We start from the raw sequence: 23,493 nt of genomic DNA on the forward strand, positions 1-23,493 counted from the left end.
GCACCGATGGCTAAATTAAAAATGGGTCATGCACCAGAATGGAAAGATTGCCGATTGGAAGACGTTAGGGTTAGAAAACTTAGATTGCGCAACCCGGAACAAAAGTGCGAAGTAGACAATGAAGACGCGGAAAATCCTGCCGGATTTTTGAATCCGCAATGGGTCAGGAGGGATTTACTGGGCATGCCCAAACGTTGGGAAGAAAATGGTTCAATCCTAGTTATTCCATCAACGGCGTTTGACCGAGTCGCAGAGGAATTTAGAGACTTCCAAATTAATTTTGCCGAAATTCTTTAATGGGAAAACTTTCCCTTTCCCCTACGTTGGTTCAATCTTAAAGATTGAACCAACTATTAATCGGCGGAAGGCAGCTTGCCTTCTTTATAAAAATCAAAAACATCCCTTCTCGGGATGTTTTTTTATGAGATAAATTTAATTGGCTCGTTCCACGTATTCTCCCGTTTCCGTATTAACTTTGATAATGTCACCGACTTTGATGAAGAGCGGGGCGTTAACCTCCAAACCATTTTCCAATTTGATGACTTTGGTGACGTTGCCGGCGGCGCTGTCGCCCTTGACGGCATCCGGCGATTCAATCACTTTATACTCCATCTTGCGCGGCAATTCTATGGTCACCGGCAATCCTTCATAAAACATCGCCACCACTTCCTGGTCATCTTTTAAAAACTTGGCGTTGTCGCCGATAATATCCGCCCCTACTCCCACCTGTTCGTAATTCGTATTGTCCATAAAATAATAATTGGCGTCGTCGTGATAAAGATACTGTAAATTGCGATGCTCGGTTTCCACGTTTTCCAATTCCTCGGCTCCGCCCTTGAAAGTTTCTTCCACCACTTTTCCGGTTTTTACATTTTTTAATTTAACTCTGGTAAAAGCGCTGCCCTTACCCGGGTTAATATGTTGAAAATCGGTGATAACGCAAAGCTCGCCTCTGAATTTTACAATGGCCCATTTTCTGATGTCTGACATATTTTTATTATTTTAATTTTCTTTGAATAATTGGCTGGCTGGCAGAGGCAACACTTCGTCTATGATTTTGGCATCCGCGAACAGCATAGCCAACCGGTCAACTCCCAGCGCGATTCCGGCGGTGGCCGGCATTCCGGCTTCCAGCGCTTTGAGCAAGCCCTCGTCTAAAACATCCGTGTCTTTACCTAACGACGCCCGCGCTTTTTGCTCCCGTAGAAATCTCCGGCACTGTTCCACGGGGTCAATCAATTCCGAAAAGGCATTGGCTAATTCCATGCCGCCGAGATAAACCTCAAAACGTTCGGCGTAAAGCGGGTTACTTTTGCTCTGGCAAGCCAAAGCGGCCATGGGCAAAGGATAATCATAAACAATCAGCGGATGGTCAGCCGGGAAATTCGGTTCAATTTTATTAAGAAACATTTTGAAAAAAATATCGTCAAAGGAGTCTTCCTTTTTAATTTTCTGCCCTCTCTTCTCGGCTTCGCCGGCCAATAAATCGCGTTCATTGCGGCAAACATCCAAATCCAAATCTAAATGCTGCAAAAATAAATCCCGAACGCTTGCTCTCTCCCAGGGACGTTTTAAATTTATCGTCTGGCCATTATAAGAAAAACTGTTAACACTGAATATCTGTTCGCAAATAAAATTCAATAACTCCTCGGTTTCATCCATTAAGTTTGTATAATCTGCTTCAACGCGATACCATTCCAGCATCAAAAACTCGGGATTGTGTTTGCCCCCCACCGCTTCGCCGTTGCGGAAACATTTGGCCAGCTCAAAAACATTGCCGAAGCCGGCGGTAATCATTTTTTTTAAAGAAAATTCTGGAGAAGTAATAAGATAAGCGTCGCGCTCGCCGATATTTCTGGTAATTAATTTTGTTTTCAGGGGGTCAAGATGCGGCTCGGTGCCGGGATAGCGGACCAGTGCCGGCGTATCAACTTCCAAAAATCCGCGCTCCTTGAAAAAGGAACGAATTAACTCTATCACGCGCCATCTTAAAAGTATTTTATTTTTAAGATTAGCGTCGCCGGATTTTATCCTTTCCCAATTTGCAGACATACTCGCAAACGCGAAAAATTACTTGGAAGTAAAGGGCAAAATCGCCATAATCCTGGCTCTTTTGACGGCAATGGCTAATTTCCTCTGATGTTTGGAACAAACGCCGGTGCGACGGCGCGGTAAAATTTTGCCATAAGAAGAAAGAAATTTTCTCAAAAATTGACCATCCTTATAATCAACTTCCAAAATTCCGTTAACGCAGAAATAGCATTTTTTCTTTTCCGCTTTTAATAAATTTACGGGGGGTTGTTTCGTAAACATAAAAACTGTTGGCTAATAATTTATTAAAAGGGTAAATCCTCAACTTTGATTTCTTCTTTGCTTTCTTCCGCTGACGGGGCATTTTCTTCCTCTACTTTCGGTTCGGAAGAACTGGCCGCCTTGGCAAAATCGCCACCGCGTCCGGCGCCGCCATCAAGCAAAATCATATTATCCAAAATAACTTCGGTGCGGTATCTTTTAACGCCGTCCTGACCTTCCCAATCTCTGGTTTGTAAACGCCCTTCAAAATAACCGCGGCGTCCCTTGGTTAGATATTGAGAGCAGATATCAGCCAGTTTGCCCCACGCCACCATATTATGATATTCCACTCTTTCCTGTTTCTGTCCGGAATTGTCCGTCCAGACGCGGTTAGTAGCCACGCCAAAAGAACAAACGCTTTGCCCGGTTGGCGTAGTGCGAGCTTCGGGGTCTCTGGTTAACCTCCCGATAATCATCACTTTGTTTAAGTCCATAATGTTTGAGTTATTTATTTAGAATTAAATTATGTCTGTGTCCAAAATTTTATCCAGCTTCTTTTCCAGCTCCTCCAAGTCAATTTTTTTCCTGGGTTCTTCTTTTTTCTCTTCTGGTTTAGTCGGGGTCTTTTGTTCTTCTCTTTGCTGTTCCAATTTTTCTTTCTTCTCTTTTAAAATTGCCTGTTTTAATCTTTCCTCGGAGCCGGCCACTTTTTTCACCATTTCATAGCGCAAAATTTCCGGCATTAATCTAAGTTCTCTCTCCATCTTTTTTACTTCTTCGCCCTCCAAATCAAACTCCATCAGCGGATAATGCCCCTGATAAACGTGTTTAATAGGATAAGCCAAGCGCAGTTTGCCCAAACTGTCCTCGCGGGTAATTTTACCTCCTCCGGCAGTAATCATACCGGCAATGGTCTTCACAACCTTCGCGGCTTCTTCGTCACTATACTTAATCGGAATGATACACAGTAGTTCGTAATGTTGCATAGTTTATATTTATTATTTTATAAATAAAATTAAAAAATCCCGAGGTGTCCGGGATTATAAAAAAAAGATACTCTCGGAAACACCTTTGGCAGGGCAACGCTCGGCCCCTGCCGTTTATGTTAAACATGGAAAAGGTATCAATCAATTGTGTCTGTATCTTAACAAACCGTAAAAATTATGTCAACTCTTGACAAAATTCCCGATTTTGGCTATACTATATTGTAAACTTGAACCTTTAAAATAGGAGATAAAATGGCAAAACAAGAAATTAAAATTTTTAAAAACGGGGAGATACTCTTTGGGGAGGGAACGGAAGCCGATAAAATTTTCTTTCTCAAAAAAGGCATCGTGGAACTATATAAAGGTGCAGAACAAACCGAAAGTAATCTGCGAGCTTCCTTTATAGTCAACCCTGAACGCGACGGCTCAACAGAGCTAATTATCGGCGCTTCAGATTTTTTAAGTAAAGGAAAATACTTTTATACCGCTCGGGTAAGAAAATATGCCGAAATCGTGGTCATTGAGAGAAAAGAATTAAAAAGCCTTTTTAAAAACAACCCTCAAGATTTTATGCGGATAGTTTTTGGCTTAATAAACGAAGCTCATTCCGCAAGGTCACAGCTAGAGACCGTGATTAAAAACCAAAATCTCACCAATGAACAATCGTTTGATTTCTTCTGCGCTTCCTTGGCAGAAGAAAGGAAAGATGCGGACGATATCCAACATTCCCTCTTAGAAATGTTCACCACCCTGGCCGGTGTCAAGGTTACTAATGTTAAGCCCCACCCCCAAAAAAATAAAAAATAACTCTCCTAAGCCGTTCCGATAAAATATCGGAACGGCTTTTTAAATTAAAAAAGGCGCTGATTTTACCGGCGCCTTTTTATATTCTAATAAAAAATTTTACTCCGCGAATCTGAACACCATCACATCGCCGTCTTGCGTCACATACTCTTTCCCCTCTAATCGGATTAGCCCCTTTTCTTTAGCCGCCGCTTCCCCGCCGACATCCACTAAATCTTTCCAATTTATCACTTCGGCGCGGATAAAACCTTTTTCAAAATCCGTATGTATCCGTCCGGCGGCTTCCGGCGCCTTAGCTCCTTGGCGCACTGTCCAAGCGCGGGTTTCTTTTTCTCCGGAAGTGAAAAAGGTAATCAAATTTAAAAGCCGGTAACTTTCTCTGATTAATTTATCCAAACCAGTTTCCGCGATATTCAAATCCGCCAAATACTGACGCTCCTCCACTTCTGACAATTCCGCCAATTCGGCTTCCAGCTTGGCGGAAATTTCCAGACAATCTTCTTTACCAAAATCGCACTTTTGGCTGTCTTTCTTATCTTCATCAACATTTAAAACATACAGCATGGGCTTAAGCGTCAGCAGGTTTAAATCTTTGATTAACAACTTTTCTTCTTCGCTCAAAGTCAAAACATTGGCCAATTTCCCCTCTTCCAAGGTCTTTTTTATTTGTTCCACCACTTCTACTTTTTTAAGCAACGTTTTATCAGCTCCGCCCTTGGTTTCCCGATGAAGTGTTTCCAATCTTTTTTTCACGGTATCCAAGTCGGCAAAAATCAGTTCCAGATTTATAATTTCCGCATCGGCTTTGGGGTTAACCCTGTCTTCAACGTGAATGACATTAGGGTCGGAAAAATTACGCACCACCTGACAAATAGCATCCACCTCGCGGATATTGGCAAGAAATTTGTTGCCCAGCCCCTCGCCCTTATGCGCCCCCGCGACCAGACCGGCGATATCAACAAATTCAATCACGGTCGGGATAATTTCTTTGGACTTGGAAACTTTAGCTAATTTTTCCAGCCGCTCGTCCGGAACCTTAACCACGCCAACATTGGGGTTGATGGTGCAAAAAGGATAATTGGCAATATCAACTGCCTTTTTTGTCAGCGCTTTAAATAAAGTTGATTTTCCGACATTGGGCAAACCGACGATGCCGATTTGAAGAGACATAAGATACGAATTAAAGCGAATTAGAAGCTACTAATACGCGAACGGGTTTTACTGTTTTTTTAATATTGTATTCTTTTTTATAGATTTTGTAAACCGTTGGATTATTTGGGGTGTACTTTTAAATAAAAAATCCCGCCATTTAAAATGGCGGGAAACTTGTTTGCTATCAAGTTCGTTTTAAGAAAGCAATTCGCTTTTTACTTTCTCCAGCTTTTTCTTTTGTTCTTCCTCGTCTTTCTTTCTTTGTTCCCTCCACGCTTTTTCCATTTCTTTGCCCTCTTGCTCTTTCGCCCCTTTGTTTTTCAGATATTGTTCGTATACCTTACCATAGCCGTAATAATCAGCTATTTGTTGGTCGCTGTGTTCATGGGGCAGGACGATTTGGATTTTTTCATCTTCCAGCGTCCACCAAGCAGCATGCTCATTGGTTTGAGGCGGTGGGTCAAAGTCAAAGGCCAATTCATGGGAATTATGAGGGCAGCGTTTTTCTTTGGATAATTTGAGGTGGTACCAATTTATAATAAATTGGTAATACCCTTCCTTGGAAATCCTTGCTTTTTCAAAAAGGACGCGTTGACTCCAACTGATGTCCTCCCAAAAGGGATAGAGAAATTCAGCCCAAATTTTTATTTGTTTCACGGCTTCTCTAAAATCTGGCGGAACATCAGAAAGAACAATTTTCCCTCCGAGCTCCAAGGCTTCTGGTTTCTTTTCTTGGTCTTCTTGACACTTTTGAATAAAGTCAAGTAATTTATCAAGAAAAACTGGGTTTTTCTTGAACTGTTTTTTGAGGCAATCATCATTGAGCTTACATACTGCTTCGAATATAGCCCCCTCATCCCTGGTCTCCCAAGTGATAATCAGCTCACAGTTCTCATAATCACCGTTGTGTAAGTGGTGCAACTCAATCTTCCTCGCTCGGTTAATCGGCGGTAATTCATGCTGGCGGGTATTTAAGCTTAAACGCGGTATCTCAAGATAGTGGCCCTCAATTGTAGTGCCGCCTCCCCAACGAAAATAATCTGTATTCATTTTAATCTCCTTGGTTGTTTTTGTTGTTAAATAACTGTTTATATTAAATCAATATTTGTTTAAAAAAGCAAGTGGTCAATGATTCAACCATCTCAATATAAGCCACCGTAACGTCATGAACTTCTTTTCTATTGCGGTGATGGGAAAAATATTTTTTAACCAAGCAATAAATACATTTGTCTTGGTCCGCGATATTTTATCGAGACCCCCCGAATAAGGAGGGGGATTATTGTATTGTGGATTACATTGTATTCTTTTTTGGAATTTTTGTAAACAACTCATTCTAAAATAAAAAACCGTTTGCATTTATACAAACGGCTGACCTTCTCCAATTTCGGGCCTTGTATTTTTGCCGGCTTGTTTTTGCGGGGCAACGGTTACAACTTCTTTTTCTTTATTGTTTATACAGAATTTATGCTTGTAAACCGTAATTTTTCTAGTTTTTTTGCCCGCAGCTACTTTAGCTTGGATTAATTTCAAAGGAATTTTGCCCTTACAAGTATCCACAAAATCCTCCTCGTTCGGCTCTTCGGTTATAAAAAATTTGGCTCTTTTGAGATTAAATTTTCTGAGCGTTCTTGCGTTTTTAAGAGCTCGAAGAATTTTATAACTTTCAATTTCTAATTTACTTGTCAAAGATTTTACAAACTTATTCAGGGTCATTTAATTTCCTCCATTTTGTATTGTTAAATTTAACAATAGACCAATATAACATACTATTGAATTTTAGTCAAGTGCTTATAAAAAACCGCTCCGAGATATTATCGGAACGGTTGAATAATTTTTGGACGGATTACTTGTCGGGCTTGCTCCCCTGCTTTATCATGCCGGTTTTTTCAAAATGCTTCACGATTATTTCGGCGTCATGAAAAGAGGTCTTCGGACCGAAAAAATTCCCGGCAAAAATTTTTTTTGGCAACTTTTCTTTAAGGTATTTGATTGCCTCATCATAATCAGGCGCCTTGCCGGAGTTTAACTTGGCCTTTTCAAGTTTTATTTCCTCAATCGGTACACCCGGGTCTTTTTCTATGACCTCTTGGGTTTTCTTCATATCTTTTGGGGTTGATGAGGTGTCCCCAATATGAATTTCTGACCCATCGCCAATTAAATTTTTTCCTATTCGTCTTTTTCCCATTAACTTTTTCTCCTTAATTTTTATTGTTAATATTCTTTTTTTGGTGGACCCGAGGAGGATCGAACTCCTGACCTCCTCCATGCCATGGAGGCGCTCTACCAGCTGAGCTACGAGCCCTGGTTTGACAGAGTAATCCGTTGTGTTAAAATTATTTTTTCAAGTATTTTCCTGCTTTTTAATTGTTTTAATTTATACTCTAGTTGTCTTGCCGCAACGATTGTTTTTTGCCGAATAAAATAGTTTTATCTGACCTCCCCGACATGATGTCGGGACGCTCTACCAGTTGAGCCTGCCTACCGGCAGGCAGGCTACGAGCCCGGGGTTAACAACCGACAACTTATAACAAACAACTAAACCGAACTCACTAAACGTTAAAATGTAAAAATATTATAACATAGACGCTAAAAAAGGCAAGATAATAAAACCCCGGAAAATTACTTTCCGGGGGAGTGACGGCAAAAAAGAGCGAACGCTCTTTAAGCCTCACGGTCCGGCAGGTTACTGATCATAACCTGTTCGGACGCCGACTGGAGATCTCAGCCGACAGACCTGCCGACACCCCAAACGCCCACTGGTAGAAATACCAATAAGCGCAAAGGGGTACCGCCAATCCTGCTCAACCACCATAAGGAGGAGTATAGCAATAATTATAAAAAATGTCAAGGATTTTTATAATAAAACACTAGAAACAAAAATATTTTTAAAATTGCCCACATTTTATTAACACAAAGGTGTGTTTTATATATTTTAGCTAATATCCGTATAAAATAAGTGTCGTAAAATACACTTTACTAATAAAACATCTTAAATTAGCTAATTTTAGGCAATTTTATCCACATTTTAGTTATTTTTCACTATTTTTGCTAATTTTAGCTATAAATCAACATTCTACTCTATTTTACGACACACATCTATAAAAAACAATAAAAATGTTTCACGTGAAACATTTTTTAGGTCTGAACCTCTCTTTTTCTTCCAACTACTTTAACCTGGGATTCCAAAACATCTTTTCAACCTTTCTTTTACCCCCAAAAGTCCAATTATGTTCCACTGGACATCTCAATTTATAACTATTACTTATTGCCCTATTTTGTCCAAGATAAAACCCGACATGTTTATGGATCTCGCCATTTTTAAACCTCAATTTCTCCCAAACCAAGATACTTCCAATTTTGGGCTTTTTAATTGGCCGCCATCCAGACGCCAGCAAATCCTCTATTGTTGAATCTACGGTTCCGTGCACCCCCTTTATCATTTTAAATAAAGTCAAAATTGAGGAAACAAAAAATGCGCAAGAAAGCTCCCCATTCCGCGTAATATCTAAGCTTTTCCCCCTTGCTTTTGCGTAAAAATTACGAAATAAATGACTTCCCGGGCTATTTTTTATAACAGCCAAATATGTATCAAATATAAGGGGCTTAACCTCGTTTTTATTGGTTTTAGACATATAAGTAAAGACTTCATTTGTGGACCCACCGAGAATCGAACTCGGGTCTCAGCAATGCGAATGCTGCGTTCTACCGCTGAACCATGGGCCCAAAAAGAAAATACTGCGCGCCGGCTATGAACTATAAGCCCTAAGCCATATGTGCCCTCAAGAGGAATTGAACCTCTATTTAGACGTTAGGAGTGTCTTGTTCTATCCGTTGAACTATGAGGGCAAAAGCGAAATGTTTCACGTGAAACATTTTTTATAAAAATTGTAAATAAAAACCTATTTCTTGTTTTATATTAGAGTAAAAGAAGTGTCGTAAAACATTTTTCTAACCAAAATTACCCTAAGAATGGGATAATTCTTGAATATAGTATTTCTAAAACTCCTTTTAAAAATCAAATGATTAGAGTTAATCTTAACATAAAAAAATGATTTTTAAAATATAAAAGAGGATATTGCTATACCCTCTTTAAAAAGCATTTAATCTACGATTCCCCCTGAAAATGCCAGCCTAAACCCCTCGGTGACTTTTTTTGCCTCTTTTTTCGTAAAGTGTAAACGCTTAATTGCGTAATTATAAATATTTTTACATATCGCTTCGCAATCAGGATCGACATATCTCCGCGTTGTTTTCTTTAAGTCGGCAAGGGGTCTCTTTTTTCTTTTACCCATTTTTATTCCTCCTAAAAAGGACTACTTAAAAGTCGCCTTATCCTAAAATGCTCTTTTTATTATAAATTACCCCACTTTCAATGTCAACTTAAACAATTGACAAGCTTTTTATTTTATGTTAAACTAAAGTATATTAATAAGAATGATTTTTACTTTATGCCTATTAAAAAAGCGGCGTTTAAGGCCATGCGCCAAGCGAAGAAAAGAATGCTTCATAATGACAACATAAAAAGCAACATTGATTATCTCCGCAAAAAGAGTTTACGGGCCATAGAAAAACAAGAAAAAGAAGCGGCGGAATTTGTTAAAAAACTTTCCAAAGCCGTGGATAAAGCCATCCAAAAGAAAATCTTCAAGAGAAACACTGGGGACAGAATAAAATCCAAAATGATGAAGCGGCTGAATGCTATGTTAAAAAAATAAATTTAGAGTCCTCCGGTTGGAGGACTTTTGTTTAAGCGGCGTAAATGGTAAATTGTTTATAGGGCAAGCGCCACGGCCAGAATAATAAAAAAATAATTTTCTTCTTATGACAAAAAAACAAATCATTGTAGCGGTGCTGGTCGCCGTAGTAATTGTCACCAGCACTCTCGGATATTCAACCTATCGCGGAAAACATAACCTGCGGGCGTTTTCTTTTGACTTGAGCGGCATCGTGGATGACGCTTTTTACGCCGCCTACAAAGTTTACATGTCCTGGGTCAATGATGGCGTGGAGGGAGGGGATAATAACAAAATAAAATCTTCACTGCGAAAAATACTAAAGCCCTATTATGCCAATGACCTTAGCGATGTCCGCTATGCTTACACCACGCGTTTTGATAATCTCGGGATGACTGACTGCAAACTTATCTATTTTGGCAATAAAGAAATTGTGAATAAACTTAAGCAGGGTGAAAAACTCACCAAAAAACAATTCAAATGGCTGGGGCATGAACTCACCCACACCGAGCAGTGTGTCCGCGTGGGTGGAAGAAAAAAATACGCCCTGCGCTGGTTTAAAGAAGTTAAAAAAGTGGTTTTAAAATCCATCCAAAGCGGCAATTTTACCGACATCGTGCAGGATATTTTTAACGCCCAAAAATTGGCCAAGTACGATAATAATATGCCGATGGAAGTGGAAGCCGAGGAACGCGCTGACAAAGTGGTTGAAAAGGCCTACTCCAAACAGTAAACTAACATGCGTTATATTTTTATACTCGGCCGCAATCCGGAACTTTCCGCCGCCGAAATTCTAAGTTATCTTCAAAAAGAAAATATAAAAAATTCTCCCGTGGAGCGCGGGGAGAATTTTTTAATTTTAGAAATAGCGGATTTAGATGCCGCCCCAACCCTCTCCCAACTTGGGGGCACAATTAAAATCGGCGCCATGGATGCGGAGGTGGGAGATATAAAAGAACTGGCCGTGCCGGATATCTTAATGTTGCTGCCAAAAGAAAGTAAAAAAATATTTTTCGGTTTTAGTTCGTACGGATTCGGCGACCAGATAAAAAAACAGCTGGAAATTTTAGGTTTAAAAATAAAAAAACAGTTAAAGGATTCCGGCGCGGCGGCGCGGATGGTGACTTCGCGCGAGGAAATCCTGTCTTCGGTGATTGTGAAAAAAAATAAATTGCTTACCCACGGCGCGGAATTTTTAATACTGCGCGGAGAAAAATCCGTTTATCTCGGCCGCACGCTGGCTGTCCAAGAGTTTGAAGAATACGGCGAGCGGGATTACGGCCGGCCGGCCAGCGACAGTTTATCCGGCATGCTCCCGCCGAAACTTGCCAAAATGATGTTAAACCTCGGACAAGTTAAGCGCGATGACTTTCTTTTGGACCCCTTATGCGGGTCGGGGACGATTTTAACCGAAGCCGCGGCTGGGGGCATAAAAAATTTAAGCGGTTTTGATTTGAGCGATAAAGCCGTGGCTGATACTGAAGAAAATCTCCGGTGGATAATAGAAAAATATAAAATTCCCGGCGTTAACTACAAAGTTGAAAAACTGGACGTAAAAAATTTGTCAGAAAAATTAGAGAAAAATTCCATAGACAAAATTATCACCGAGCCATATCTTGGCCCGCCCCTCAAAGGCAATGAATCTCGCGACAAACTTCAACAAATTATTGCCGAACTGGGGGAGCTTTACTTAAAATCTTTTAAAGAATTTTTTACGGTTTTAAAAAACGGCGGGCTGGCCGTGGTGGTCTTCCCGTTGCTTAAATATAATGATGAGATTTTAGAACTGCCAATAAAAAAAGAAATCACGGCGCTGGGATTTAGGGAACGCAAAATTTCTTCTGAAAAATTAATTTACTCCCGCCCCAACCAAAAAATCTGGAGGGAGATAACGGTTTGGGGTAAATAAAAAAATCGCCGTTCGGTATTACCTACTAAGCGATTTTGCTGTTTATTTACTTTTTTTAGAAACGGTTATTTCGGAACCCAGGACCGTCAATTCCGTTTCTTTGATGTTGGAGAAGGGGAGCTTGGGAATCTCTATTAAAGAAAAAATCTTTTTCTGCAGGAACATCTTATTTAACCCGGGCTCTATTAAGGTATCATCGTCAGCGAGCTTTTTAATACTCTCTTCTTTTTTCTTAATCTCTTCTTTAAAGATATTTCTGAGGGCCTCGCCCATCGAGGGGATTTCTCCGGCTTCTATTTTATCTTTTTGATATATTTTGAGAAAGTCCCATATCTCTTGGAAATTAAATTTATCATTCGTAGAAATGGTCCACTCAAACAGCCACTTCACAGAAATATACTCGCTTGTTCCCGAAATTTCAACGCTTGTTTTGTACTCCTTCCCTCTCTCTTTTTTAGACCCCCTTAAAACGCTGACTTCATATAAACCATACCCCTTCTTATTCCATAAAACATCGCCGGTCTCCTGTACTTTACCACATTTATCCACTTGAAAATATATGTTTTCCTCTCCACACAAACAAATATCCTGGCATTTTACAATATAACCCCCCGCCCGCAAAAAGATATACACCATCCATAAAACGCAAACTGCCCCACCATCAATAATAAGCCCCCAAAAAAACAAAGACCTATTGATAAGATTGCCAAAATCACACCAAAATATAGCGGAACAAACCCATATAAGCGCACCAATTATCCCTATACTTATAGGGTAACCAAAGGGTGCTGCGGCCAGCTCCAAAAAAAATCTCTGAAACAAGTTCTTCTTTTTCATCTCATCATTCTCCTTCCGTTTTTATGTCAAAGTTAAATTTTCAAACACCAAAACATCGAATTACTTTAACACTTTGTCTTATTTTTGTCAAGGCCGCCATATTTTTGTATAATAATTTAATCACACATAGGAGCGGGCGCGACTCGCTCCTATAAAAATATTTAACTAACAAATAATTTAGGAGGGTAAAATGAAAAAATGTTTTTATGGTTTGACGCTACTCATCTGTCTGGCGTCTTTTTTATTTGGGGGAAAAATGGTTAATGCCTCAACGGCTGACCATGTGGCTATTAGTGAGGTGCAAATAGCGGGGGCAACTGCTGACGATGAATTTATTGAAATTTATAATCCAACGACCTCTTCTATTGATTTTGAGACTTTGCCACTTAAACTTCACATACGCAATTCAAATGGTACGGATCAAAACCGTGCTTTAACTTTTTTCAATAAAACGATTCTACCCCACGGTTATTTTTTAATCGGTCCCTCCTCTGGATATACCGGCAACATTTCTCTTGATGCCACCTACTCTGCTACTTCGGGAAATAAATTAGTCCCAAATGGCGGAATTTATATAAGCAAAAGTACTACTGCAGATACGGATATTATTGATAAAGTTGGTTGGGGCTCGCAACCTACTCCGGGTTATGAAGATTCGCCTTGGCCGGAACCTTTGATATCTAATCAAAGTATAGAGCGTAGACCCGGCGGAGAGGATGGTAATGGCGAGGATACTGATAATAATTATGATGATTTTTCTCCACAATCTATCCCCAATCCGGAAAATTCTTCTTCCCCGCCTCGCCCAACAATTGAAATCCCTCCGCCCGCCGACACCACGCCGCCGGAAGATATTACTAATCTCGCAACTACGGTCGGAGATGGTATTGTCAATTTATCATGGACTGCCTCGGTTAATTCCTACGGGGATCTCACTGACCAAATTCTATACCAAAGCACCGACGGGGGAACTACTTTTGATTCCGGCACTTCTCTCGGCCCGACCGCTATTACTTACCAACTTTCCAACCTGACCAACGGCACTACTTATGCTTTAAAAATAACAACGCGCGACAATGCTACACCACCAAATGAAAGCGTTGGCATTACTATTTCTGCCACGCCCCAAACCGAAACTCCGCCAACGGAACCACCGGCCGAAATCAACCCGGGGGAGGTGGTAATTAATGAGTTTGTTTATGACCCAGCCGAGGAAGAAAAGGAATGGCTTGAGCTTTATAATAAAACTGCTTCGCCGATTGATTTAACCGGCTGGATTATAGAAGATGGCACCGGGGAAATAATTTCTTTGACGGAAACAATCGCCGCTTCTTCATTTATCGTCAAAGAATTATCGTCTAATAAATTAAATAATGACGGCGATATTATTATTTTAAAATCTCCAGCCGGAGTAATTATAGACCAAGTAGCTTATGACGATTGGGACGACGGCGACAAAACAAACAACGCCCCGCCAGCCAGCAACGCTAATTCTCTCGCCCGCTATCCCAATGGCGCTGACACGGACGTTGATAATATTGACTGGCAAAATTCTTCAGCGCCAACCAAAGGAACGGCTAATCAAATTTCTATAATTATTCCACCGCCCGTTCAGAGCGGCGGCTCATCCATTTCCATAAATTATAATCCGGGCGACTTAGTGATTAACGAACTGGTTTCCGACCCGGCGGACGGCGGCACGGAGTGGATTGAAGTTTATAATAACACCGGCAGTTCCATTTCTCTTTTTGACTGGAAGATTGAAGACGGCGCGGAAGACATAACCGAACTGGCCGGCGACATTGCCGCGTATGGATTTTTTGTTTTTAAAAATCCCAAAGGACTCTTGAATAATGCCGGAGATAAAATTATTCTAAAATATCAAGATAAAATTATTGATGAAATGACTTACGGCGACTGGGACGATGGTGAAGAGGGGGACAACGCACCCATGGCCAAAGACCCGGCTTCTCTGGCGAGAGTTAAAGACGGGCAGGATTCAAATAATGACTACCGGGATTTTGCCATCACCGAAAAACCCACGCCCGGGGCGGCGAACATTTTGGAGGACTCGCCGGCTTATTTGGAAAGCTCTGTGGTTATCACCGAATTTTGTCCTAACCCCGAAGGGGCTGACAATGAAAATGAATTTATTGAAATTGGCAATTTCGGCACCGCGCCCGTTGATTTAACGGGTTGGATTTTGGCTGACGCCAGCTCCAAAAAATATGTCATAAAAAAAGAGGACTTGCCCGCCGACCTTGGCCCCGGCCAGTATCTAGCTTTTTATCGCCGCGCTACCGGAATTGCTTTAAATAATAGCGGCAAAGAGGAGGTTAAACTTTTTGACCCGACCGAACGGCTGGTTTCCTCCGTTACTTACAGCGGAAAAGCGGCGGAAAATGAAGCTTACGCGCGTGATGAAAATAAAAAATGGTTTTGGACAAAAACTCCGACCCCCAGCCAGGCCAATGAGTTTGTCTCGTCAAATCAGAAACCCTTAGCCGTGATTAACGCCCCGACCGAAGTACTGGTTGGTGAGCTTATCGCTTTTGACGCTTCGGATTCCTCGGACCCTGAAAACGGCGACTTAAAATATCTTTGGGATTTTGGAGATGGGCAGACCAGCGCCGAAATGAGTCCTTTATATTTTTACAACGCGCCCGGACAATATAAAATTTCTCTGACCGCCACTGACCCGGAAAAACAAACCGGACAAACTTCCATCTTGATTACCGTGGCGGGCGACGGCGGCGTGGGCGGACCGGAAGAATTTATAGACGACTATTTGGGATTGAGCCAATCAATTATCATAAATGAATTTTCCCCCAACCCCGCCGGTTCGGACTCCGCCGAATTTATTGAATTAAAAAATATCGGGGCGACCGCCATAAACCTCGCCGGCTGGAGCATTGACGATGAAGAAGGCGGAAGTAAACCATATGTTTTCAAAAATGAAACTATTATTGGACCCGGCGGATTTTTTGTTCTTAAAAAATCCGAATCAAAACTATCCTTAAATAATGATGCTGATTCTGTTCGATCGCTAAATCCCGTGGGCGGACTCATGGAGTCAATTTCTTATGAAAGCGCTGTGGAGGGCGCGTCTTATTCGCGAAAAAATAATGACTGGCTTTGGACAACCGAGACCACCCCGGGCGAAGAAAATATACTTAACGTCTTCGTTAAAAAAGCCGTTGCAACCGGCAGCCAAAACAAAAAGTTTAAACCGACTCTCAATGTGGAACTGGAAAAAATCCGCGAACAAGATGTCGGCGACCGCGTAAAAGTCAAGGGTATCGTAGCGGTTTTACCCGGCATTCTCGGCCAACAAATTTTTTATCTGGCGGGGAGCGGCGTTCAAATTTATATGTACAATAAGGATTTCCCTAATCTCCAAATTGGGGATTTTATAGAAGTTGCCGGAGAACTTTCGGAAAGCGGCGGGGAGGCGAGAATTAAAATTCAAGATAAAAGCGATATCACCATTTTAGAGCAACGCGAACCGCCCCAGCCGCATCCCCTAAAAATCGGCGAAATTGGCGAGGAAACCGAGGGTTTTCTCGCGACTATTGAGGGCGAAGTGATAGAAAAACGCGGTTCCAGCGTCTTTATTGATGATGGCAGCGATGAGGCGTTAATTTATATCAAAGACACCACCGGCATAGATAAAAATATTTTTGCGGAGGGCGTAAGGGCAAAAATCACCGGCATTATCAGCCAGACAAAAACCGGCTACCGCTTGCTCCCACGCTCTGACACGGATATAGAAATTTTAGAAAATACTGCGAAGGATAAATTATCGGAAACAAAAATTTTGGAAACAACCACCAAAGGACAAAATACTTTAAAATACTTAAACGTCGCCACCATGGCGCTGGTGGTGGTTCTTGGCGGAATGGTAATGCGCCTGAAAAAAGAAGTAAAAAAATAAGGGGTTTTAAAAACCCCTTTTGGCTTTGTTAATCCTTAACATCATGATTAACTTTTGTAACTCCCCCGCCCATATTGGTGGGGCCAGCGAAAGTAGAAGCCCCTCAAGCTCTGTAATTATTTCTACCAGCCGCTTTTCGGGTATCTCTTTCTCTCTAATCATTTCTTCGCAAAGTTTTTTTAATTCGGTGGTTTTGTCTTTTGATGCTTTTAAATCTTTCGGATTCTCAACCCAAATTTCTTTTATGGCCGTGAGTAGCGTCTCATATTTGGGCCCTTGCTTGGTTCCCTCCATTTTTTCTCCTTTCCTTATAAAAATATACTAATACCGCATTATATCAGAAGTGCATAATTTTGTCAAGACGCGTCAGGGTTAAGTAAAATTTTTTTGTGTTTTATCGGCTTCTAGCGCGTCTCTTTTTTAAAAAAATTTACGGCCTTCGCGTCACACAAAGAGGGGGGTATATCTGGTGAATAATTTTGTTGATATTTCTGTTTATAAACTTGGTATAAAAAATGGGGACATAAAAAATCTTTTTCTATCCACCGCCAACCAACAATTCTTTCAAAGTTTTATTCACCGACGGCACACAGCAAAAAAACGAAAAGCAAATGTTTTTTTAAAAAAACCAAGGTTGTCCCCTCGCTTATTGTTATTACCGTATTTATATATACTATAAATAATATAATAGGGGGCACTTTTAAAACGACCCCGGGTGTAGTAAAATAAAGATGTAAATAATTAACTATTATGGGGTATCTTTGCGAGTCCTGCGGGGAAATTGGAAATTCGGAGGTGATTTTTACCTGTGGACAATGCGGGCACGGGGGTGTTCGTCCGGGGGGTGACAAATATGTTTGTCCGGAATGCGGGGAGCTGGGAATTGAGGGTTTATCACAAACCTGCCGGAAATGCGGAAACGTGGTGGAGGTGATTTAAAAAATTTTATGGAAAACAACAAGACATTTTTTTTAGGCCTTATTATTTTAGTTATCATTGCTTTAATCATCGTCGGGTTTTTGATTTTTTCCTTGAAATCAGAAGCCCCCGGGGACTTTTTCTCTTTTGATGAAAAAGCCGATGAAAACGGCCAAAAAACAGCGGGGGACAAAAAACTCGGAGGGGAAACGCTAACCCTAGCGGAGCAAGAAAATAAAAAACTGGTTGATTTTGAGGGACCCCAAAACGAAATTGTAATAATCGCCCAAAAATGGTCTTTTTCACCAAATGTTATTAGGGTTAAACGGGGCGAAAAGGTAATTTTAAAATTGATAAGCCAAGATGTTCCCCACGGAATCACCATTCCAGAATTTAAAATAAGAACAACTATAGAGCCGGGTACGGAAACCACAGTAGAATTTATTGCTGACAAAGCCGGGGAGTTTGATTTTTTCTCACATGTCTATTCTGGCCCAGAATATCGCCAAATGCGCGGCAAATTAATTGTTGAAGAATAAAAATATGATTTATTTAGGAGCTGACCACGCCGGGTTTGATTTAAAAAAGATTATCAAAAATTATCTGGATTCTATTGGTGTGGCCAACAAGGACTTGGGTAATACCAAACTAGACCCGGATGATGATTATAATGATTTTGCCAAAAAAGTCGCCCAAAAAGTGGCCCGAGAGAAGGGCGCGCGCGGGATTTTAATTTGCGGTACCGGCAACGGGGTTTGTATTGTGGCTAATAAAATCAGGGGGATACAGGCGGCCATAGCGCATAATGAATTTACCGCTCGTATGGCCAAAAGGCATGGTGATACCAACATACTTTGTCTGGGGGGCAGGGTGGTTAAGCCAACCAAAGCCAAAAAGTTGGTTAAGATTTGGTTGGAAGAAAAACTTTCCCCTGACCCAAAATATCTTCGTAGAATCAAAAAGATTTTTGCTTTGGAAAAAAATTTATGATAGAAATAATCCCGGCCATTTTGGAAAAAACTCGCGCCGGTTTTTTAAATAAGATAAAAATCGCCGTCAAAATCGCCAAATGGATACAAATTGACATAATGGACGGTAAATTTGTGCCGACCAAAAGCTATTTTGACCTGAAAGTTTTTAAAAAATACCCCCGAAACAATTTTGAGGCGCACTTGATGGTGGATTATCCCACAAAGTATCTTAAAAAATTAGCTAATTTTGGTGTAAAAAGAGTTATTTTTCATGTGGAATGTCGTGAACCGATTGCTAATGTTATAGAAATGGTAAAAAAGCAAAAAATGTCTGCGGGGTTGGCATTTAATCCGCGAACTTTAGTAAAAAAGATTAAGCCGTTTTTAAATAAAATTGACGTACTGCTCTTTTTGGGGGTGACGCCGGGCAGACAGGGACAGAAATTCCAGCCGAGCGTTTTGAAAAAAGTAAAAGAGGTTAAAAAGTTAAAACCGCGCTGTAAACTGGCGCTGGACGGCGGAGTAAATGATAAAAATGCTAAACGACTAGTGCGGGCGGGGATTGATATTTTATGTATCGGCAGTTATTTGCTAATATCAGCTGATATTAAAAAGACGTTTGCTAAACTAAAATCTATAAACTAAGTATAAAATAAAAATCCCCACTTCATATTTCGCGAAGCGGGGATTTGTCTTTGGGATATTTTTTTATCCTTCTTCTTCGGGGGTTTCGGGCTGTTTTTCTTCTTTAGCGATGTTAAAGTACTTCATGAGTTTTTGTTGGTTTTTTTCAATCTTTTCCAAGAAATTGAGCACCCACACGAACCCCCCTACTGTAATCACAGTGAGCGACAGAATGCCGTGCATCTGCAATGGAGTCCCCGTTAGGACAGAAAAAACAAATGACAGCGCCATCCATAGAGTAGCTGCTATAAAAAACCTAGATGTAGAACTCATTTTTTACCTCCTATTTTGAATGTTTTACTTCAAAAAACGATAACGTTTTAGTATAGCATAAGTGTAATGGCTTGTCAAGTTCACAAAGACAATTTTTAAATTGTCTTTACTCCGCGCGATATATAAAAATTTGTTTACCTGACTTTAGTCAGCGTTATTCCGTTTTTTAGCCGACTAAAGTCGGGTGAACACTTTTGGAGATTTTATGATATAATAAACCTAATGAAAACCAACTCAATCGCAAAATTAAAATTGATTGCTAATGATATTCGCCAAGATATTATTCGCATGACAGCAACGGCGGGTTCCGGACATCCGGGCGGGGCTTTGGGTTTGGCAGATATTTTTGCCGCGCTATATTTTAATATCTTAAAACACAATCCCCAAAAGCCCAACTGGCCGCAACGGGATTTTTTAATTTTATCCAATGGACATGTTTGCCCGGTGTTATATTCGTCTTTGGCGCGCGCCGGATATTTTCCGGTTAAAAAATTACAAACTCTGCGCCGTCTGGGCAGTCCTTTGCAGGGGCATCCGCACCGCGGAACTTTGCCGGGTGTGGAAAATACCAGCGGCCCCCTGGGGCAGGGCCTTGGGCAAGCAGTCGGTCTGGCTTTGGCCTTAAAATTGGATAAAAAAGCCAATAAAGTTTTTGTGATGATGAGCGATGGCGAGCAGGACTGCGGCTCAATTTGGGAGGCGGCCATGGCAGCCAATAAGTATAAACTTAAAAATTTAATTGGCATTGTTGATTACAACGGAATCCAATTGAGTGGCAAAACAAAAGATATTATGCCCTTGGGTTCACTTAGAAAAAAATATGAATCTTTTGGCTGGAAAGTTTTAGAAATTGACGGACATAATTTTGAGGAGATTTTAGGGGCATTCGCCAAAGCGAAAAAGATGAATGGGCCAATTGTTATTATCGCTCGCACGGTGCTGGGAAAGGGCGTGAGTTTTATGGAAAATAAATACGAGTGGCATGGTAAAGCGCCAGATAAAGAACTCGCGGCTAAAGCCCTTAAAGAATTGAGCGCTATAAAATAATTATGTTGAATAAGACGTTGAATAAAAAAGTATTTATTAATCCGGAAAAGATTTCCACGCGCGATGGCTATGGCGAGGGCCTGATTGAAGCCGGAAAGAAAAATAAAAACGTGGTGGCGGTTTCCGCCGACCTCTCTGAATCCGTGCGCGCGCAGTGGTTCGCAAAAAAATTTCCGCAACGGTTTTTTGAGGTGGGAGTGGCCGAACAGAATTTGGCGCTGGTTGGCGCCGGTCTGGCGCTGGGAGGAAAAATTCCTTTTCTAAATAGCTACGCTGTTTTTTCGCCCGCCCGCAATTGGGACCATATCCGCACGGCCATTTGTTATAACAATGCCAATGTTAAAATTGTCGGTTCGCATGGGGGCTTGGCTACGGGGCCGGACGGCGCAACCCATCAAGCGCTGGAAGACATTGCCATCATGCGAGTTTTGCCCAACATGACAGTGGTGGTTCCTTGCGATGTTGAAGAAGCGAGAGAAGCCACATTGGCTATCGCCTCACAAAATGGTCCGGCTTATTTGCGACTTTCCCGTCCTGCCACTCCTGTGATTACTACAAAACGAACACCATTTAAACTCGGGCAAGCGGAAATTTTTATGTCCGGCAGGGATTTAACTCTAATCGCCTGCGGCCCCTTGGTTTATGAAGCGCTAAAAGCGGCGGAAGAATTAGCCAAAGAAAAAATACGCGTGGAAGTAATTAACTGCCACACTATAAAACCTTTGGATAAAAAAACAATTCTTCGCTCTGTCCGCAAAACCAAACGGGTAATCACTCTTGAAGACCACCAAATCGCCGGCGGCCTGGGCGGAGCCGTAGCTGAACTTTTGGCCGAAAATTATCCCGTGCCGATTAAATTTATCGGCATTAAAGACAAGTTTGGCGAATCGGGAGAAACCGACGCCCTTCTTAAAAAATACGGTCTTACCCGAGAATATATTATCAAAGCTATAAAAAATATTTTAAAGAAAAAAATAATATGTTAGACATTATCACTATTGGTTCAGCTACCCGAGACGTTTTTTTGGAAAACGTCCCTTTTACAATAGAAAAATCAAAAAAATCTCCGACGGGCTATTTCGCCTCATTGCCGCTTGGCTCAAAAATAGAAATTAAAAAAATGTTATTTGAAACCGGCGGCGGCGGCACCAATACAGCCGTAACTTTTAGCCGGTTGGGATTAAACACCGCCACCGTGGCCGCCGTGGGAGATGACCCAGGCGGAAAAGAAATTGTCGCCCGGCTTAAAAAAGAGGGGATAAACACCAACTTCATTACAATAAACAAAGGAAGTTTGACTGGCTATTCAGTAATTCTTTTGACCCCAAAGGGACAGCGGACAATTTTGGTCCACCGCGGCGCCAGCGGCCTCATGAATGATGAAATTATCCCCTGGAAAAAATTAAGGGCGAAATGGCTTTATATTTCTTCTTTGGGCGGGAATGTTGAGTTGTTAAAAAAATTGGTTAATTATGCCAGAAGAAACGAAATTAAAATAGCAGTTAATCCGGGCGCTTTAGAATTAAAAGCAGGATTTAGAAAACTACGGCCCATTTTAAACAAAGCAGAAATACTGCTTTTAAACAGGGAGGAGGCGGCTGGTTTAAGCGGCCAACGTCTAGAAAATCTGCCGGCAATTCTGAATTTTTTTAAAGCCAAGTTTGAACCAATCACTATTATTACCGATGGGGCAAGAGATGCTTTTGTTATTGACTCGCCGCATACTTATCGAACCCGTCCGCTGGATGTGAAAATAGTAAACACTACCGGCGCGGGAGATGCCTTTGGCTCGGCTTTTACCGCCGGCATAATTTTGAAAAACGACATTGGCTATGCTTTGCGGTTGGCTATTTTTAACTCCACCTCGGTAATAACAGCGATGGGGGCCAAAAAGGGACTGCTTGCCAAACGGCCCACGGCAGCGGAATTAAATAAAGTTAAAGTAACTATAAAATAATATGCCCAAACACAAAATATATATCACTAGAAAAATTCCGGCAAATGCCATACTTGCCCTGAAAAAGGCGGGGTTTGCAGTGGACTACTTCCCCAGGGCCGATATTCTAATACCTCGCCAAACTTTGCTTAAAAAAGTTAAAGGGTGTTCGGCGATTCTTTCTCTTCTCACTGACCCTATAGACGCCAAAGTAATGGATGCCGCCGGCCCTAAATTAAAAATCATTTCCAATTATGCCGTGGGTTTTGATAATATTGATGTTGCCGAAGCGAAAAAAAGAAAGATTATCGTCACCAACACGCCCTGCGAAGAAGTGAGCGAGGCCGTAGCTGAAATGGCCATGACTATGGTGATGGCTTTATCGCGAAAAATCATTCCAGCCGATGAATATACCAAGTCCGGAAAATATAAGGGGTGGGACCCAATGCTCTTGTTAGGCAATTCTTTGATGGGCAAAACTTTGGGGATAGTCGGGCTGGGCAGAATCGGCGCGGGGCTGGCTCATCGGGCGGCGGATGGTTTTGGTTTAAAAATAATTTATAACGATATCCGCCGTAATCCTGAATTTGAAAAAAGATACGGGGCAAAATATGTTTCCCAAGAAAAACTATTGCGGACGGCTGACTTTGTTTCTCTGCACGTGCCCTTGTTACCTTCCACGCGCCATTTAATTTCCACCAAAGAATTAAAAATGATGGGAAAAACCGCTTATTTAATTAATACCGCTCGCGGCCCGATTGTTGATGAACTGGCTTTAAATAAGGCCCTGCTCCGCGGTGATATCGCCGGAGCCGCGATTGATGTCTATGAATGCGAACCCACTATTGATTGCCGACCCTACGATGCTTATAGCTTAAAAAAACTAGATAATATTATAATGACTCCGCACATTGCTTCGGCTTCTGTGGAAGCGCGAAACAAAATGTCCGAAATCGCCGTAAAAAATATTATTAATGTCCTTAGGGGTAAAAAACCATTAACGCCGGCAAAGTAATG

27 protein-coding genes and 3 tRNA genes are annotated in these 23,493 nt (G+C 41.3%); 14 read left to right on the forward strand and 16 right to left on the reverse strand.

Annotated features, from left to right (window positions below; translation table 11 throughout):
- Positions 1-6 precede the first annotated feature (6 nt).
- Positions 7-297: a hypothetical protein gene (locus tag PHG22_03945; protein MDD5490910.1), complete on the forward strand. Its 291-nt coding sequence runs from the start codon at positions 7-9 to the stop codon at positions 295-297.
- A gap of 135 nt (positions 298-432) precedes the next feature.
- Here PHG22_03945 and efp read toward each other — a convergent pair whose 3' ends face one another.
- Genes efp through rpsF form a run of 5 tightly spaced genes read right to left on the reverse strand, consistent with a single transcriptional unit; the run spans position 433 to position 3,278 of the window.
- Positions 433-990 carry an elongation factor P gene (gene efp / locus PHG22_03950; protein MDD5490911.1) on the reverse strand — a complete coding sequence of 186 codons (558 nt, stop codon included), beginning with the start codon at positions 988-990 and terminating at the stop codon, positions 433-435.
- Between the two features lie 12 nt (positions 991-1,002).
- Positions 1,003-2,052 carry an EF-P lysine aminoacylase EpmA gene (gene epmA, locus PHG22_03955; GenBank protein MDD5490912.1) on the reverse strand — a complete coding sequence of 350 codons (1,050 nt, stop codon included), beginning with the start codon at positions 2,050-2,052 and terminating at the stop codon, positions 1,003-1,005.
- Positions 2,053-2,070: 18 nt separating this feature from the next.
- Positions 2,071-2,313, reverse strand: a complete 243-nt coding sequence (gene rpsR, locus PHG22_03960; GenBank protein ID MDD5490913.1) for a 30S ribosomal protein S18 — start codon at positions 2,311-2,313, stop codon at positions 2,071-2,073.
- A 23-nt stretch (positions 2,314-2,336) separates the two neighbouring features.
- Positions 2,337-2,786 (reverse strand): single-stranded DNA-binding protein, encoded by a 450-nt coding sequence (gene ssb / locus PHG22_03965; protein MDD5490914.1) that lies wholly within the window; start codon positions 2,784-2,786, stop codon positions 2,337-2,339.
- A gap of 24 nt (positions 2,787-2,810) precedes the next feature.
- On the reverse strand, positions 2,811-3,278 hold the full coding sequence (rpsF, locus tag PHG22_03970; protein ID MDD5490915.1) for a 30S ribosomal protein S6: 468 nt from the start codon (positions 3,276-3,278) through the stop codon (positions 2,811-2,813).
- Positions 3,279-3,530: 252 nt separating this feature from the next.
- On the opposite strand from rpsF, the gene PHG22_03975 reads away from it, so the two are divergent.
- Positions 3,531-4,085, forward strand: a complete 555-nt coding sequence (locus PHG22_03975) for a cyclic nucleotide-binding domain-containing protein (GenBank protein MDD5490916.1) — start codon at positions 3,531-3,533, stop codon at positions 4,083-4,085.
- Between the two features lie 96 nt (positions 4,086-4,181).
- Here PHG22_03975 and ychF read toward each other — a convergent pair whose 3' ends face one another.
- The 8 genes from ychF to PHG22_04015 all read right to left on the reverse strand — a co-directional run bounded on the left by ychF (position 4,182) and on the right by PHG22_04015 (position 9,526).
- Positions 4,182-5,252: a redox-regulated ATPase YchF gene (gene ychF / locus PHG22_03980; protein MDD5490917.1), complete on the reverse strand. Its 1,071-nt coding sequence runs from the start codon at positions 5,250-5,252 to the stop codon at positions 4,182-4,184.
- A 177-nt stretch (positions 5,253-5,429) separates the two neighbouring features.
- Entirely contained in the window at positions 5,430-6,284 is an 855-nt protein-coding gene (locus PHG22_03985; protein ID MDD5490918.1) for a hypothetical protein, read from the reverse strand.
- Between the two features lie 306 nt (positions 6,285-6,590).
- Positions 6,591-6,947 (reverse strand): hypothetical protein, encoded by a 357-nt coding sequence (locus tag PHG22_03990; GenBank protein ID MDD5490919.1) that lies wholly within the window; start codon positions 6,945-6,947, stop codon positions 6,591-6,593.
- Positions 6,948-7,077: 130 nt separating this feature from the next.
- A complete protein-coding gene (locus PHG22_03995; GenBank protein ID MDD5490920.1) occupies positions 7,078-7,335 on the reverse strand; it encodes a hypothetical protein in 258 nt (85 codons plus the stop codon).
- A 125-nt stretch (positions 7,336-7,460) separates the two neighbouring features.
- Positions 7,461-7,536, reverse strand: a tRNA-Ala gene (locus PHG22_04000).
- A gap of 1,350 nt (positions 7,537-8,886) precedes the next feature.
- Positions 8,887-8,957, reverse strand: a tRNA-Ala gene (locus PHG22_04005).
- Between the two features lie 51 nt (positions 8,958-9,008).
- Positions 9,009-9,080, reverse strand: a tRNA-Arg gene (locus tag PHG22_04010).
- 254 nt (positions 9,081-9,334) lie between these two features.
- Complete coding sequence (locus tag PHG22_04015) at positions 9,335-9,526, reverse strand: hypothetical protein (GenBank protein MDD5490921.1); 192 nt, start codon at positions 9,524-9,526, stop codon at positions 9,335-9,337.
- 156 nt (positions 9,527-9,682) lie between these two features.
- Here PHG22_04015 and rpsT point away from each other — a divergent pair, with 156 nt between their 5' ends.
- The 3 genes from rpsT to PHG22_04030 all read left to right on the forward strand — a co-directional run bounded on the left by rpsT (position 9,683) and on the right by PHG22_04030 (position 11,876).
- Complete coding sequence (rpsT, locus tag PHG22_04020; GenBank protein ID MDD5490922.1) at positions 9,683-9,949, forward strand: 30S ribosomal protein S20; 267 nt, start codon at positions 9,683-9,685, stop codon at positions 9,947-9,949.
- A gap of 106 nt (positions 9,950-10,055) precedes the next feature.
- Positions 10,056-10,700 (forward strand): hypothetical protein, encoded by a 645-nt coding sequence (locus PHG22_04025; GenBank protein MDD5490923.1) that lies wholly within the window; start codon positions 10,056-10,058, stop codon positions 10,698-10,700.
- A gap of 6 nt (positions 10,701-10,706) precedes the next feature.
- The gene (locus PHG22_04030) at positions 10,707-11,876 is read left to right on the forward strand and encodes a hypothetical protein (GenBank protein ID MDD5490924.1); all 1,170 of its coding nucleotides are present in this window, start codon (positions 10,707-10,709) and stop codon (positions 11,874-11,876) included.
- A gap of 42 nt (positions 11,877-11,918) precedes the next feature.
- Here the strand turns inward: PHG22_04030 and PHG22_04035 are convergent, their stop codons facing one another.
- Entirely contained in the window at positions 11,919-12,713 is a 795-nt protein-coding gene (locus PHG22_04035) for a hypothetical protein (protein ID MDD5490925.1), read from the reverse strand.
- 190 nt (positions 12,714-12,903) lie between these two features.
- On the opposite strand from PHG22_04035, the gene PHG22_04040 reads away from it, so the two are divergent.
- A complete protein-coding gene (locus PHG22_04040; protein ID MDD5490926.1) occupies positions 12,904-16,647 on the forward strand; it encodes a lamin tail domain-containing protein in 3,744 nt (1,247 codons plus the stop codon).
- A gap of 6 nt (positions 16,648-16,653) precedes the next feature.
- On the opposite strand, the gene PHG22_04045 is transcribed toward PHG22_04040, so the two are convergent.
- Positions 16,654-16,941 (reverse strand): hypothetical protein, encoded by a 288-nt coding sequence (locus PHG22_04045; GenBank protein ID MDD5490927.1) that lies wholly within the window; start codon positions 16,939-16,941, stop codon positions 16,654-16,656.
- 456 nt (positions 16,942-17,397) lie between these two features.
- Here PHG22_04045 and PHG22_04050 point away from each other — a divergent pair, with 456 nt between their 5' ends.
- From PHG22_04050 to PHG22_04065, 4 genes are read left to right on the forward strand one after another with little or no spacing between them, the layout of a single operon-like run.
- Complete coding sequence (locus PHG22_04050) at positions 17,398-17,586, forward strand: hypothetical protein (protein MDD5490928.1); 189 nt, start codon at positions 17,398-17,400, stop codon at positions 17,584-17,586.
- Between the two features lie 8 nt (positions 17,587-17,594).
- Positions 17,595-18,104: a cupredoxin domain-containing protein gene (locus PHG22_04055; protein MDD5490929.1), complete on the forward strand. Its 510-nt coding sequence runs from the start codon at positions 17,595-17,597 to the stop codon at positions 18,102-18,104.
- Positions 18,105-18,108: 4 nt separating this feature from the next.
- Positions 18,109-18,555, forward strand: coding sequence for an RpiB/LacA/LacB family sugar-phosphate isomerase (locus tag PHG22_04060; GenBank protein MDD5490930.1), 447 nt, complete (start codon positions 18,109-18,111; stop codon positions 18,553-18,555).
- Complete coding sequence (locus tag PHG22_04065) at positions 18,552-19,181, forward strand: ribulose-phosphate 3-epimerase (GenBank protein MDD5490931.1); 630 nt, start codon at positions 18,552-18,554, stop codon at positions 19,179-19,181. Before PHG22_04060 ends, PHG22_04065 begins: the two co-directional genes overlap by 4 nt.
- Positions 19,182-19,244: 63 nt before the next feature.
- Here the strand turns inward: PHG22_04065 and PHG22_04070 are convergent, their stop codons facing one another.
- Complete coding sequence (locus tag PHG22_04070; protein ID MDD5490932.1) at positions 19,245-19,493, reverse strand: hypothetical protein; 249 nt, start codon at positions 19,491-19,493, stop codon at positions 19,245-19,247.
- A gap of 222 nt (positions 19,494-19,715) precedes the next feature.
- Here PHG22_04070 and PHG22_04075 point away from each other — a divergent pair, with 222 nt between their 5' ends.
- From PHG22_04075 to PHG22_04090, 4 genes are read left to right on the forward strand one after another with little or no spacing between them, the layout of a single operon-like run.
- Positions 19,716-20,540, forward strand: coding sequence for a transketolase (locus PHG22_04075; GenBank protein ID MDD5490933.1), 825 nt, complete (start codon positions 19,716-19,718; stop codon positions 20,538-20,540).
- 2 nt (positions 20,541-20,542) lie between these two features.
- The gene (locus PHG22_04080) at positions 20,543-21,526 is read left to right on the forward strand and encodes a transketolase family protein (GenBank protein MDD5490934.1); all 984 of its coding nucleotides are present in this window, start codon (positions 20,543-20,545) and stop codon (positions 21,524-21,526) included.
- On the forward strand, positions 21,520-22,497 hold the full coding sequence (locus PHG22_04085; protein ID MDD5490935.1) for a carbohydrate kinase family protein: 978 nt from the start codon (positions 21,520-21,522) through the stop codon (positions 22,495-22,497). The genes PHG22_04080 and PHG22_04085 overlap by 7 nt, the downstream gene beginning before the upstream one ends.
- A gap of 1 nt (position 22,498) precedes the next feature.
- Complete coding sequence (locus tag PHG22_04090) at positions 22,499-23,491, forward strand: D-glycerate dehydrogenase (GenBank protein ID MDD5490936.1); 993 nt, start codon at positions 22,499-22,501, stop codon at positions 23,489-23,491.
- The last annotated feature ends 2 nt before the right edge of the window (positions 23,492-23,493 follow it).

The organism is Patescibacteria group bacterium (assembly GCA_028716045.1).
Taxonomy (GTDB): Bacteria; Patescibacteriota; Patescibacteriia; order JAQUQO01; family JAQUQO01; genus JAQUQO01.